Origin of the sequence: Streptomyces sp. Ac-502 (assembly GCF_045222935.1) — a bacterium.
GTDB lineage: Bacteria > Actinomycetota > Actinomycetes > Streptomycetales > Streptomycetaceae > Streptomyces > Streptomyces monomycini.
In genome coordinates this window covers 2198838-2213274 of record NZ_JBHFFO010000001.1, presented here as the reverse complement: position 1 = coordinate 2213274, position 14437 = coordinate 2198838, and the positions used below count along the sequence as shown (strand labels likewise).

Genomic DNA, 14437 nt, shown 5'->3' with positions numbered 1-14437 from the left:
GAACTTCTCCCGTGGTCAGAGAACGCGGGCGGACAGCGGTACGGGCGCGAGGCGGCCGATGACGGCCTGGCCGTCGTCGTGCTGGGTGCCCGGTGTCGCGTTGGGCAGGGCGCGGATGCCGAGGGTGTAGATCAGCGCCGTCTTGTCGGTGGTCCCGGTGTTCAGATGCGGGTTGGAGCTGATGACGAGGGTCTTGCCGCCGTCCTCCAGCCGGGCGTCGAGGTTTCCGGTCACGTACGGCGTCACGAAGTAGTAGCCGTAGGAGGCGTTGCCGGTGAACGCGAAGCCGGTGGGGGCGGTGAAGCGCTGCTCGACGGTGCCGGGGTTGACCGGCTGGTTGCCCAGCGACCGCAGTTCCAGGTTGAACGTGGTGTGCTGGCCCGGCGCGGCCGCGGGCACGGACTCCTGCACCAGCCGCAGCGCCGTCTCGTCCTGTGCGGTTCCCGAGATCACGCCGGAGAGCTGGACCGGGGTGTGCCGGCCGATGCTCGCCGAGCCGTTGTCGTGCCGTCCGGGCACGGCGTCGGCGCGGGCCTGCACCGGGATGGTGTAGATCACCGAGCCGGTGTCGCTGGTGGTGGTGTTGACATGGGGGTTGGCGGTGATGAGCAGCGTCCGCCCCTCGTCCAGGATGCGGTGGCTCAGGTTCCCCGAGATGACGCCGTGGATGGTCTCGTAGTACGCGTAGGTGGGCTGGCCGGTGAAGATGAACCCGGTCGGCGCGGTGAAGCGCTGGACGATCGTGCCGGGGTTGACCGGCTGCCCGGCGGGCGAGGTGTACCGCAGGTCGAAGGCGGTGCGCTGGCCCGGCGCGACCTGCGGGACGGTGTCCTGGAAGATCGTCAGTGCTGTCTCGTCCGCCACGGGGTCGGGCACCACGATCGTGACGGGCAGGGTGTACGCGTTGTCCTTGAGGTTGAGGTCACCGCCGTACTGGACCTCCAGCGTGGAGAGGTACGTGCCGGGCGGGGTGCTCGCCGGCGCGCTGATCCGGAACACGCCGTCCAGCGTGCCCTGCTGGGGCAGCAACTGCTGACCGGTGAAGGTGCGGGTGAGCCGCCGGCCGCTGGTGCCGGGGCCGCCGATGAGACCGTCGGCCAGGTTCAGCACCACGGTCACGTACTGCCCGTCGGCAGGGTTGGGGCCGCGGTTGCGGATCCGCGCGCCGAGGTCGAATTCCTGGTCGCGCTGTACGCGGTAGGGGCTGACGACCTCGCCGTACAGGTCGGCGGCCGGCGGGGGCGGCGGCGTCATCTGCGCCACGGCCGTCACTCCGCGCACGCGGTGGTTGTTGCAGTCCGCGATGAACAGGTTGCCGCCCCGGTCCAGGGCGATGCCGTAGGGGTAGAACAGCCGGGTGCCGGCGGCGGGCCCGCCGTCGTCCACGTACCCGGCCTGTCCGTTGCCCGCGACGGTGGTGATGATGCCGTCCGAGGTGACCTTGCGGATGCGGTGGTTGTGCCCGTCGCCGATGTAGAGGCTCCCGGCCTCGTCCAGCGCCAGGCCCCACGGGTAGTGGAGCCGGGTGCCGAGGGCGGGCCCGCCGTCGGAGATGTATCCGGCGGTGCCGTTGCCCGCGACGGTGGTGATGATGCCGCTCGGGGTCACCTTGCGCACGCGGTGGTTGTACCGGTCGGCGATGTACAGGCTGCCTTCGCCGTCCACCACCAGCCCCATGGGGTGGTAGAGCCGGGTCGAGATCGCGGGCCCGCCGTCGGAGACGTATCCGGCCTCGCCGTTGCCCGCGACGGTGGTGATGATGCCGTTCGGGGTCACCTTGCGCACGCGGTGGTTGTGGTGGTCCGCGATGAAGAGGTTGCCCGAGCGGTCGACGGTCAGGGCGTGCGGGTAGTGGAGACGGGTGGCGATGGCCGGTCCGCCGTCGGAGACGTATCCGGCCTCGCCGTTGCCCGCGACGGTGGTGATGATGCCGTTCGGCGTGACCTTGCGGATGCGGTGGTTGTTGGTGTCCGCGATGTAGAGGTTGCCCGCGTCGTCCACGGCCACGTCCGCGGGGTAGTGGAGCCGGGTGGCGAGGGCGGGCCCGCCGTCGGAGATGTATCCGGCGGTGCCGTCCCCGGCGACCGTGGTGATGTTCCCGTTCGGCGTGACCTTGCGGATCCGGTGGTTGTACCGGTCCGCGATGTACAGGTTGCCGTTCTTGTCGACGGTCACCCCTTGGGGGTAGTGGACCCGGGTCAGCGCGCCGTGCCCGCCGTCGGAGATGAATCCGGCCACGCCGTTGCCCGCGACGGTGGCTATCGATCCGTCGAGCAGGCCCGCGGGCTGCGGACCGGCGCCTGTGCTGGATGCGGTGGTCATGATTGTTGCTCCTGTCGTGGATCGGAGGACGTGCGGGAACAGCGGTACGGGGGCCGGGGGCCGGTGGCGGTCCGGCCGTCGCGGGGCGGGGGGTCGCCGGGCCGGGTATGGCTGGGGCGGACGTCGCCGGTCCGGGCGTCGTTCGGCCGGGTGTCGTGTCCGGCAGGGCGCGGACACCGGCCGTGCGGACCGGCGCGGTGGCGGCAGGGATCATCGCGTCTCCTCGGCCGGGATGTCGGACGGCCTGGGGGCCCGGCCCAGGAGCCAGCCGCAGGCGGCGGCGCACCGTCGGGCGGCCCGCCCGTCGCCGTACGGGTTGGGCCGGGGAAAAGGCGGGTCCGGCTTCTTGACGTCCAGCACGCCTTCGCGGGCGAATTCCTTTTCCGCCGCCGCCACGATCTCCGTCTCGTCCGTACCGACGAGCCGGGCCAGACCGGAATCGATCCCTTCGCTCCGCTCGGTGTTGTCCCGGGTCACCAGAATCGGCAGGCCGAAGGCCGCCGCCTCCTCCTGAATTCCGCCGGAGTCGGTGATGGCCAGAACGGACCGGGACAGGAGACGGGCGAAGGCGTCGTACGGAATCGGGCCCGGCAGAAGAACATTGGGCCGGCCCCGCAGGGATTCCTCGATCGCGTTCCGGACCGAGGGATTCATGTGCGCGGCGACGACGAACGTCACGTCGGGATATTGACGGCTCAATGTGGCCACCGCCCGGCCGACCCGCCGGATCGGCTCGCCCCAGTTCTCCCGGCGGTGCGCGGTCACGACGACGAGCGGAGCGGAATCCTGATCGATTCCGCGGAGCCCGGGTACGGCGCGGGGGAGCGGTCTCCGGCTCGCGGCGACGACGGCGTCGATCACGGTGTTCCCCGTGACCACGATCCGCTCGGCCGCCACCCCCTGGGCGAGCAGGTTGCGGCGGGCGGCCCGCGTGGGCGCCAGGTGGAGATCGCTCAGCTCGGCGATCATCCGGCGGTGGGCCTCCTCCGGGAACGGGCTGCGCGCGTCCCCGGAGCGCAGCCCCGCCTCCACGTGCACGACAGGGATCTTGGCGAAGAAGGCGGCCATCGCCCCGGCCAGCGCGGACGAGGTGTCTCCCTGGACGAGCACCGCGTGCACGGCGGGTGCGCGCAGCCGGCTGCCGAGCCCGCTGAGCAGACCGGCCGTCAGCTCGGCGACCGGCCCGGCTCCGGCCGTGCGGCCCGTGACGAGCGGTGGGTCGAGTTCGGCCTCGGGGCGCAGCCCGAAACAGGCCAGGGTGTCCCGTACCACCGCGCCGTGCTGGCCGGTGGCGAGAACGGCCGGCTCGGCCCAGCGCGTCCGCTGCAATTCCCGGACGACCGGACCGAGTTTGATGGCTTCCGGGCGGGTGCCCACGACAATGACGACGCGCTGTCGGCCGCTCAATGCCGAGTCGATTTCGTGTGGGGACGGGGAGAAGAGATCGGGCACATAGAGACACCGTTCATCGCGTCGGTTGACGACAAGTGCGCGTAAGGGCGCGGCAACTCATGGACGTTGAACGTGTGACGTGTTACACCTGTGGCAGGCGATGGCGAGGAATACAGGTGTTGTCCGGCAACCCTTCGCGTCCGCTGACGCTAAGCGTGGGGGCATAACGTGGGCAATGGTTCCCGAGTCATGGGATTGGCCGGATCGTACCAAAATGCCTGCTGAGCTGACGGAAAAGCCCAGGTACCCACGGCCGCCCGTGTTTTCCCGTGCCCGGCCCATCGACGCAAAACCGCCTCCACCCGTCACCGGGCAGCGCCCGAGCGCCACGGCAGGGTCTGGCCATCGCCTGCCCGGTGATTCACAGTGGTCACTACCCGCCCAGCCACTCGCCCTGTTGTTCGTCCCGGTGCCCGATCCGCCGCTCGCCCCGCTGTCCGGTTCGCGTACCCGCCGGCCCGCGCACACCCCGTCCTGCCGCCCGGAGGTGCCGTCCTTCCATGTACCTGGGAACCACCTGGCCGTTGGCGGGTGGCGTGGCGGCGGCACGCGCCGGCACGTCCGGTGGGCGCGGAGCCCTCACCGCCGCCATCGGCGCGGCCGTGGTACCGCTGGGTTTCGTCCTGGGCCGGGAGATCCAGCGCAGACTGGGGCGCGACGGCCGGCCGGTTCCCGCACACCTGCCCCGGCCCGGCCGCCCGGACGCGCCGAACCGCCCCCGGCCAACTCCCCGCACGCCCGCCAGAGCCGCCGGGGCCCGACGCGACAAAGGGAGGCACCCAGGTGAAAAACGTCCTGCTCAAGACCGTTGACGCCATCGGCAGCACCGTCATCGGGCTGTCCGCCGGCTACCTCGCCCTGGCCATGGGCGCGGGCCTCCTCGAACTGCGCCGCCAGCGAGCCAAGTTACGGGTCCAGGGCGACACCTCCTACGGCAGCCCGCACCTCGGCCGGCGTGACCGCCACCACCTCTACGTCCTCGTTCCCTGCCTCAACGAGGAGTCGGTGATCGGCACCACGGTCAGCGGCCTCCTCGGCCCGCGAACGACCGTCGTGGTCGTCGACGACGGCTCGGACGACGCCACGGGGGCCGTCGCTGAGCAGGCGGGCGCGGCGGCCCGCGCGGCCGGCCACCAGGGCGAAGTGACCGTACTGCGACGGGAGCCGCCCAACGCCCGGCAAGGCAAGGGCGAGGCCCTCAACCACGCCATCCGCGTGGTGCGCGAGCGCGTCGCGGCGCGCGGCCAGGACCCCGCGCGGACCGTGGTGTGCGTCATGGACGCCGACGGCCGCCTCTCGGACCGTGCGCTGTCCCACGTCCTGCCGCTCTTCGACGACCCACGGGTCGGCGGGGTCCAGCTCGGCGTCCGTATCCGCAACCGCCGCGCCAACTTCCTGACCTGGTTCCAGGACTACCAGTTCTGGGCGATGGCCGCCGTCACGCAGTTCGGCCGCAACCTCACCCAGACCGTCAGCCTCGGCGGCAACGGCCAGTTCACCCGCCTCTCCGCCCTCGACGCCCTCGGCGAACGCCCCTGGTCCCAGTCCCTCACCGAAGACCTCGACCTGGCCATCAGCCTCGCCGTACGCGGCTGGAAACTGCGCACCACCGCCCACGCCTCCGTCGACCAACAGGGCGTCAGCGACCTGCGCCGCCTCGTCCGCCAGCGCACCCGCTGGTACCAGGGCCACATGACCGCGATCGGCCGCATGCCCGAAATCTGGCGCGCGCCGCGCATGGGGCACTTGGCGGCCCTGGAAATGTTCGCCTACCTACTGGTGCCATGGGCCCTGGACCTGCCCTGGTCCCTGCTCTTCCAATACTGCCTGTACTGGTTCATCCGCAGCCCCGACGTCCTGGTCCTACGCGGCAGACCAGCCGCCGCCGTGAACAGAACCTGTCTGCGCCTCCCCTTGAACCTCCTGGCCTGGTACCTACTAACCTTCGCCCCCGCCCTGATCACCTCCTGCACCTACCTACGCCGCGACAAAACCGTCGGCCTGCCCCGCGCCCTGCTCCTGGGCCACTCCTTCGTCGTCATGAACTACATGTCCTTCCTCTGCGCCTGGAGAGCCCTGTTCCGTATGCTGCGCGGCCAGACAGGCTGGACCAAGACGAGCCGGGAGGTGGAGGGGGCGGGGGTTGGGGGCGTGGCTTCGGCTGCGTGAGGGGGTGGGAATGGCGGTACGGCCGGGTGCGGAGATGGCGTTGATCAGTCAGGATCAACCCCGCAGGGGACCACGGCCCGATGACTTCCTGGCTGCACCGCCACTGGGGAGCACCCCCGCACTCGCGGGGACCACGGGCCTTGACGCGCTTGACGGTGGCCGGAGACGGGACCACCCCCGCACGCACGCGGACCACATCGTCTTCAAGGTGCGCCGCGGCGTCTACCACGGGCCACCCCCGCACGCGCGGGGACCACACGATGACGAGGGCGATGGCGCCCATCCCGACGGGACCACCCCCGCACGCGCGGGGACCACCTACCGCGCCGACGACTTCCCCGCGCCGGTCAGGGACCACCCCGCTCGCGCGGGGACCACACAAGGGAGGCACGGGCAAGACGACTGCGACGGGGACCACCCCCGCACGCGCGGGGACCACCAGGGACTCGCCGACTTCCTTCTCCAACGGGAAGGACCACCCCCGCACGCGCGGGGACCACTGCTCATGCGGCACTCCCGGCGTCGGCGGCGAGGGACCACCCCCGCACGCGCCGGGACCACCCATGCGACGTTCGAGGACTTCGCCCGCGATGTGGGACCACCCCCGCACGCGCAGGGACCACCGCCCCACCGGGGTGCCTGCGGTGGAGGCGGAGGGACCACCCCCGCACGCGCGGGGACCACAACCCGCTCCGGCGGCCCCATGCAAGCAGGGCGGGACCACCCCCGCACGCGCGGGGACCACCACGTTCGGGGTGACGGTGAACTGCACGTCCAGGGACCACCCCCGCACGCGCGGGGACCACGAGGTCGAGTGGCTCATGACCAACGTGGTGCCGGGACCACCCCCGCACGCGCGGGGACCACGTAGCAGCAGATCAATTAGCTATCCTCCGGGCGGGACCACCCCCGCACGCGCGGGGACCACGAATCCGGTACCACTGAAGCGTCTCTTCGTCAGGGACCACCCCCGCACGCGCGGGGACCACCTCGCCAGGGAGACGCCGAGCGGGTACCGGGGGGACCACCCCCGCACGCGCGGGGACCACGTCGTTCTCCCAGCGGTCCCGCTCCGCCTGCCGGGACCACCCCCGCACGCGCGGGGACCACCTCGTGCCTGCCTGCGATCAGTGAGGTCGCCTGGGGACCACCCCCGCACGCGCGGGGACCACCTCAGAGGCAGCGGGGAACGTGCCTCCGTCGCGGGACCACCCCCGCACGCGCGGGGACCACAGGCCGTGACCAGCGTGTTTTTCAGGGGTGGCGGCGGTTTTTACTTACTTTCGTGGAATCCGGCATATCCGGCATACCTTCAGTCATCGACTGGCTCCGCTCGCGCAGGTCTCGTATGGGGACTGTCAGGCATCAGGGCCCAGGCTAGGGCGAATTGCCAGAGTAGCGGCGACGCAAACCCGTTGACCCCGGCTGGCTCCACTAGGCAGCAGGAGTCCCTAGCCTCGATCGGCGTCGTGGGGGATTCGGCGGAACGGCCACACCACGGCTCCAGTTGACGGGCGGAGACACTTCCGGTGGCAGAAGCCTTGTGTCCTCCGGAGGGTGTGCGTTCATCGTCAGTTCTTCCGGTGCGACTTCATGGCTGGGGCTCGTGAGACGGTTCGGTTCCGCTGCTTTCTCCTTCTCACGCCACTGTGTCGATCTTGGATGCGCACGCCGCGCGTATCACGGTCAACCGTGCGGTCGCCTCACGGTGCGCCGGCCCACCGGGGTTGCTGATCGCCTCCGTCACCAACGCCTCCATCGTCGCGAGTCTTGCGGGCGGGAGGACGAAGGTTCCGTACAGGTGGAAGCCGGTCTCCACCTTGTTGCGGAGGGTTCGGTGCAGGTCGTTCCAGGCGTCTTCGGCGGCATCCCGAAGGGGTTGCGGTTTGCTACCGCACCTCGTGACAGTCGGGTCAGGCACTGCTCCAGCTTCTGCGCGCGGTCGTCCAGTTGTGTGGCCAGCTTTCGGACGCGTTCGAAAACCTTCTTCGATGAGACCACGAGTCCGATCACCACGCTGAGGCAGGTCGCGAAGATCGCGGGCGCGTAGCGTCCCGGAACGGGCAGTGTGCGTATCAAGCAGACGGCCCCCACCGTGCCGCAGCTCATCGCGGCCACCTGGAGGGCCGCCGCCCACGTGAGACGTCCCCGCAGGCGCTCGTAGGCGAACGATGTCGGTTCCCGTACTCCGCCGCCTATGTGGAAGATCCAGATCATCAGCAAGGCCGACCCGGCCACCACGGGTTGGTCCGGCAGGAAGCTGGCCGCCGCTGCCACGACCAGGCCGACGGCCGTCACGTAGGCCGTCATCGGCAGGAAGGTGATGACTCGGTGCCAGGTCTCCGAGCGGGTGATGAACCACGGCGCCGCTATCCGGTACGAGCCGAGCAGCAGGAGAGCCGAGAGGGTGGCCAGTCCTCGGAACAGGGGTAGTGAGGTGGTGTTGAGGGCCACCGCCGTCAGGGCGAGGACGGTTCCGATGGCGGTCGCCCCGGCCCACGGCCGCCAGAGGGCAGGGCGAGGGCCGGAGGGAGCGGGCTCAGGTGTCATGGGTGGTCTCCTCACGTCGGTAGGCCTCGGTTCTCCTGGCGCCTGGTGACGAGGAAACCACCTGCCACTGACAATCCACGCGCAGCATCGGCATCCAGATTCTCGCCAGCCGGGGCTGCCACGCTGGGCGTTCTCCGTACATCGGTGCCGGGACCCGGCACGAAGGGCGCAGGAGGGGCAGCGGTATGAATGCCGGCGAGTACGTGGACGGGCTCACCGCACTGGGTGTCACGCTCTACGAGGAGGACGGCAGACTGCGGTACCGGGCCCCGAAGGGAATCCTCACCGAGGAGCGGCTGCGGGAGCTGAAGGACCGGAAGGACGCCGTACTGGCGCACCTGCGGGCCCAGGAGTTCGGGCCGGGGCTGGTGGTGGACGCGGCGGCGCGGCACGAGCCGTTCCCGCTGACGGATGTCCAGTCGGCGTACCTGCTCGGGCGCAGTGAGGCGTTCGATTACGGGGGCGTGGCCTGTCACGGGTATCTGGAACTGGCGTTGCCGGACGGGGACGAGCAGCGGCTGGAGGACGCTTGGAACGTCCTGGTCCGGCGGCACGACATGCTGCGGGCGGTGGTCTCGTCCGACGGGTACCAGCGGGTGCTGGCCGAGGTGCCGCGTTATGCGATACGCCGTACGGATACGCGGCAGGTGGACGGCGAGCAGGCGCGGCGGGTCGTCGAGGAGATCCGTACGGAGATGTCCCACCAGGTGCGGGCGACCGACCAGTGGCCGCTGTTCGAAGTGCGTACCAGCCGTACTGCCGGTGGGCTGCTCCTGCACATCGCGATTGATCTGCTCATTTGTGACTACGGCAGTATTCGGATGTTGCTCGGTGAGTTGCGTGAGCTGTGGGTCGGTCCGGGATCCGCGAGCACGGATTCCGACGGGGGTGGGGGAGAGGTCCCGACGTTCCGGGATTATGTGCTGGCGGCGCGGGCCGCGCGTGAGGGCACCCGTTATCAGCGGGACCGTGAGTATTGGTGGAGGCGTATCGATGCCCTGCCTCCGGCGCCTGAACTGCCGCTGCGCACCGATTCCCTGGCGGCTCCGCCCAGGTTCCGGCGGCACGGTATCCGGTTGACGGCCGAGCAGTGGCGGGCCTTGGACCGGCGTGCGGCCCACGCGGGTGTGACGGCCTCGGTGGTGCTGCTTCAGGCGTTCGCGGAGGCTGTGGGGCGGTGGAGTCGTAAGCCGTGTTTCTCGCTGAGTCTGACTTTGCAGAATCGGTTGCCCCTGCACCCCGGGGTCGATCGGGTGATCGGTGACTTCAGCTCCACCAGTCTGCTCGCGGTGGACCTCACCGAAGGCGACACGCTGCTGGACCGGGTGCGCGTTTCCCAGGCGCGGCTCTGGGACGACATGGACCACAAGCTGTGCTCCGGGGTGGAGGTGCTGCGCGAACTCGCCCGGCGCCGGGGCCGGGCCGATGCACTGATGCCGGTCACTTTCACCAGTACGGTCAGCGGGTCCCGTAACACGGCGTCCGCCGGGGGCGATGCGTCCGAACCGGCTTCTCTGATGCGCGGTGCGGAACTGGTGCACGGGATCACCCAGACCCCCCAGGTGTGGATCGACTGCCAGGTCATGGAGGACACGGGCGGCCTCCTGGTGCACTGGGACGTCCGGGAGGGGCTGTTCCCTGATGGTGTGGTCGAGGACATGTTCGGCGCGTTCGCCACGCTGGTTGCCGGGTTGGCTGATGGGGACGGTGACTGGCAGCGGGCCGTTCCTGTGGAGTTGCCCGCCCAGCAGCGCGAGCGACTGGCGCGCATCAACGCCACCGAGGCGCCCCGTTCGGCCGAACCGCTGCACGCCGAGGTCATGGCCCAGGCGCGGCGCACCCCCGGCCGCCCGGCCGTCGTCACGCCCGGCCGCACCCTGGACTACGCGGAACTGGCCGCCCGCGCCCGGGCCGTCGCGGCGGCGCTGACCGCCTCCGGCAGCGCCCGCGGGGAACGGGTGGCGGTCGTCATGGACAAGGGCTGGGAGCAGGTCGTCGCCGTCCTCGGTGTGCTCCTCGCCCGGGGCGCCTACCTGCCCGTCGACACCACCCAGCCGCCGCTGCGCCGCGACACGGTGCTGAAGGATGCCGGGGTGCGGCGGGTGCTCACTCAGTCCTGGCTGGCGCCTGCTCTTGGCCTGCCGGCGGGGATGTCGGCTCTGGCGGTGGACACGATGGAGCCGGAGGGCGCGGAGGGCGCGGAGGGCGAGGAGGGCGAGGAGGGCGAGGAGGGCGCGGAAGGTTCGGAAGACCCGGTAGGTGCGGAAGTTGCGGGAGGCCCGGGCGACGCACCGGCGGCCGCCGGGGCCGTGACCGACCCGGACGACCTCGCCTACGTCATCTACACCTCCGGCTCCACCGGCACCCCGAAGGGCGTGATGATCAGCCACGACGCCGCCCGCAACACCGTGGACGACATCAACTCCCGCTTCGGCGTGGGCCCGGACGACCGGGTGCTGGGGCTGGCCCAACTGGGCTTCGACCTGTCGGTGTACGACATCTTCGGCCCCCTGGCGGTGGGCGGCGCCCTCGTGCTGCCCGACGCCGCGCGCCGCGGTGACCCCGTGCACTGGGCGGAGCTGGTGCGCGAACACGGTGTCAGCGTGTGGAACTCCGTGCCCGCGCAACTGGTGATGTTCCACGAGTACCTGCGTGCCGAGCCCGCCGCTGGTACGGGCCGGCTGCGGCTCGCGATGCTGTCCGGTGACTGGATCCCGGTGACGCTGCCGGATGCCGTACGGGACCGGGTGCCGGGGCTGAGCGTGGTCAGTCTGGGAGGGGCCACCGAGGCTGCGATCTGGTCCATCCATCATCCTATTGGTGCGGTTGATCCCAGCTTGGGCAGCATTCCGTACGGGCGGCCGCTGGCCAACCAGACTTTCCGGGTGCTGGACCCGCTGATGCGGGACTGTCCGGAACATGTCACCGGCGAGCTGTACATCGGGGGCGCCGGGCTGGCGCTGGGTTACTTCGGCGACGAGCAACGCACCGCCGAGCGCTTCGTCAAGCATCCGCACGACGGTGAACGGCTGTACCGCACCGGCGACATGGGCCGCCGCCTGGCCGACGGCGAGATCGAGTTCCTGGGCCGGGTGGACGGGCAGGTGAAGCTGAACGGGCACCGCGTCGAACTGGCCGAGGTGGAGGCGGCGCTCCAGGGGCACCCTGCCGTTCATCTGGCCGCGGCCGTCGTCCATGGCGAGGGCGGCAGCCGTCGGCTGGTGGCCTTCGCGGAGACCGCCCGTACGGAGCCGGGCCCGCTGCCTGCCGGCTGGCCGGTCGCGGTGACCGAACAGGCCGCGCGCGCCGCGAAGGGCGTCCGGGACGCCGACGTACGGGCGATGTGTGCCGCCCTGGACGAGTCCGCGCTGCTGTCCATGGCCCGGCTGCTGCGTTCCCGTGGGCTGTTCACCGCGTCGGGCGACGGGCATTCCACGGACGAGGTCGTTGCCGCTTCCGGTGCTTCGCGAGGTCATCATTACCTCGTACGGCGTTGGCTTGCCGCACTGGCCGCTGAAGGGCGCCTGACGCACGATCCGTCGGCGGACCGCTGGTACGGGCTGACGCCGGCCGACGAAGCGCACGTGCGCGCCGTACACGAGCGCATCGACGCCCTGGAGCCGCTGACCGGCTGGGGCGCCGCCCTCGTCCGCTTCCACCGTGACTGCGAACGGCGGCTGGGGGAACTGCTCAGCGGCGACCTCCCGCTGCGCGATCTGCTCTTCCCCGAGGGTGGTTTGGAGACGGCGGCGGCCGCTTACCGGGACAATCTGATCAGCCGGTACAACAACGCGGCCACCGTCGCCGCGGTCCGCACGATCGTGGCCGGGCACGGCGGCCCGGGGCCCGTGCGGGTACTGGAGATCGGTGCCGGGATCGGCGGGACCAGCGCCGAGCTGATCCCGGCCCTGGCGGACCTGCCCGTCGACTACCACTTCACGGACGTGTCGCACTTCTTCCTCAACGCGGCGCAGGAAGCTTTCGCCGCGTATCCGTGGGTGCGCTACGGGCTGTACGACCTCAACGCGGACCCGTACCCCCAGGGGCTCCGGTCGAACCGCGCGGACATCGTGGTCGCCGCGAACGTGCTGCACAACGCCGTCCACGCGGGGGAGATGTTCGACCGGCTGCGCGAGCTGGTGGCGCCGGGCGGCTGGCTGGTGTTCATCGACGCGACCCGCGACACCTGCCGCGGCATGACGTCCATGGAGTTCAACGACGGGCTGACCGGCTTCACCGACGAACGCGCCCGTACCGGCGCCACGTTCTTCACCCGTCGGCAGTGGCTGGGCCTGCTGGACGCGGCCGGCGCCACCGACGTGCTGTGCCTGCCGGCGCCGGGCAGCGCGCTCGCCGAGATCGGCCAGCAGGTCCTCGCGGCCCGCTTCAAGGCCGACCGCGCCGCCGTCACCCCGGCCGAGCTGCACGCCCGGCTCGCCGAGCGCCTGCCCGCCTACATGATCCCGGCGGACCTCCAGGTGATCGACGCGATCCCGCTGACGGGCAACGGCAAGGTGGACCGGAACCGGCTGACCGCCCTGGCCGGACCGGCCGCGCCCGGCGCCGCCGCCGACGGCGGAGCGGCCCCGCGCGACGAGCTGGAGCGTGCCCTGGCCGCGCTGTGGGCCGAGGTGCTGCACGTGCCTTCCGTCGGACGGGACGCCGACTTGTTCGCCCTCGGCGGTGACTCGCTGCTGGTGGCCCAGCTCGTCGGCCGGATGCGCCGGGAGCTGCCGCAGGCGGCCGCGGTGACCTGGGACGATCTGCTGCGCATGGTGCTGAACCGGCCCAGTGTGGCGGCGCTCGCCGACCGGCTGCGGGCCGCCCGGACACCTGGGGGAGCGGAAGCCTCGCCCCTGGTGGAACTCGCCCCGCGGCCCGCGGACGCGGCCGGCGCGCCGGTGCTCGTCCTGGTCCACGACGGCACCGGGACGGTGGCGCCGTACCGCGCGCTCGTACAGGAACTGGCCGGGCGGCTGCCGTTGGCGGGGCTCGTCGTGGACGATCTCGACTCCTATCTCGCCGCCGAGCCCGGCACGCTGGTCGGTGATCTGGCAGACCGGTACGCGCGGGTGCTGCTCGACGAGGGGTACGCCAGGGTCCACCTTGTCGGCTACTGCATGGGTGGTCTGCTGGTCACCGAGCTGGCCGACCGGCTCGCCGGGGCGGGTACCGAGGTGACCGATGTGACGGTCATCAGCAGTTATCGGGTGCCTTATCTGGTGGAGGACGATCTGCTGGCCGAGTACGTGTTCGCCCGCATGATGCGCGCCGACACCGTACGGCTCGGCTACCCGGAGGACGAGACGACGACCCGCGCCCTCGTCGAGGCGGTCACCGCCGAGCACGGCGGCCGGGTGCCGCACGGCAGCCTCACCGGACACTCCGCCGAAGGGCTGGGGCCGGACGCTGCGGCGGCCCAGCGTGCCCTGCGGACACTGGCCGAACGGCCGCAGGAGGAACGGCTGCGGGCCATCGGCGCCCACATGTCCCAGGACGAGGCGGAATTCAGCTCGCTGGAACGGCTCACCCGCCTCTACCGCACGGTCCGGCACAGCCTGGTGACGGTGGCCCTGCACGAGGCGACCCCGTACAAGGGACGCGCCAAGCTGGTCCGGCAGGTCGGTGAGGCCGAGGTCTTCCCCGGCATGCACCGGGACATGGGGGAGTACTGGCAGAAGGTGTGCACCGGCGATCTGCGGACCGTGGACGTGCCGGGGGACCACTTCACGTGTGTGCGTCCGCCGCATGCCCAGGCGGTGGCGGCCCTGCTCGCAGGAGAGCCGGAGGCGGCTCGGGGTGCGCGGGGGCGGGGCTGATGGCCGCGCCGCTGATCGGCATCCTCGGGGCGTACGGCGCGGTGGGTTCGGCCGCGGCCCGCCGGCTGGCCTCCGAGGGCCGCTACCGGCTGCGTCTGGGGGCCGCGCCCTGGATCCCGCTCGGC

At 71.3% G+C, this 14437-nt stretch carries 5 protein-coding genes and 1 CRISPR repeat array; of the genes, 2 read left to right on the top strand and 3 right to left on the bottom strand.

All coding sequences use genetic code 11. The annotated features are described in order from the left end of the window. Window positions 1–15: 15 nt before the first annotated feature. A complete protein-coding gene (locus tag ACEXOX_RS09865; protein WP_406519994.1) occupies window positions 16–2322 on the bottom strand; it encodes a hypothetical protein in 2307 nt (768 codons plus the stop codon). Window positions 2323–2532: 210 nt separating this feature from the next. Continuing rightward, window positions 2533–3729 (bottom strand): non-hydrolyzing UDP-N-acetylglucosamine 2-epimerase, encoded by a 1197-nt coding sequence (wecB, locus tag ACEXOX_RS09860; protein ID WP_406519993.1) that lies wholly within the window; start codon window positions 3727–3729, stop codon window positions 2533–2535. Window positions 3730–4557: 828 nt separating this feature from the next. Here wecB and ACEXOX_RS09855 point away from each other — a divergent pair. Next, complete coding sequence (locus ACEXOX_RS09855; RefSeq protein ID WP_406519992.1) at window positions 4558–5943, top strand: glycosyltransferase; 1386 nt, start codon at window positions 4558–4560, stop codon at window positions 5941–5943. 409 nt (window positions 5944–6352) lie between these two features. Beyond that, window positions 6353–7176: a CRISPR direct-repeat array (repeat unit 29 nt; unit sequence GGGACCACCCCCGCACGCGCGGGGACCAC). A gap of 510 nt (window positions 7177–7686) precedes the next feature. On the opposite strand, the gene ACEXOX_RS09850 is transcribed toward ACEXOX_RS09855, so the two are convergent. Then, entirely contained in the window at window positions 7687–8493 is an 807-nt protein-coding gene (locus ACEXOX_RS09850) for a hypothetical protein (RefSeq protein WP_406519991.1), read from the bottom strand. Between the two features lie 185 nt (window positions 8494–8678). Between ACEXOX_RS09850 and ACEXOX_RS09845 the strand changes: the two genes are divergently transcribed. Next, on the top strand, window positions 8679–14312 hold the full coding sequence (locus ACEXOX_RS09845) for an amino acid adenylation domain-containing protein (protein WP_406519990.1): 5634 nt from the start codon (window positions 8679–8681) through the stop codon (window positions 14310–14312). The last annotated feature ends 125 nt before the right edge of the window (window positions 14313–14437 follow it).

Bases quoted from the DNA above. Each gene is read 5' to 3' on its own strand.
- ACEXOX_RS09865 (WP_406519994.1), bottom strand. From the start codon at position 2,322: ATGACCACCGCATCCAGCACAGGCGCCGGTCCGCAGCCCGCGGGCCTG.
- ACEXOX_RS09850 (WP_406519991.1), bottom strand. From the start codon at position 8,493: ATGACACCTGAGCCCGCTCCCTCCGGCCCTCGCCCTGCCCTCTGGCGG.
- ACEXOX_RS09845 (WP_406519990.1), top strand. From the start codon at position 8,679: ATGAATGCCGGCGAGTACGTGGACGGGCTCACCGCACTGGGTGTCACG.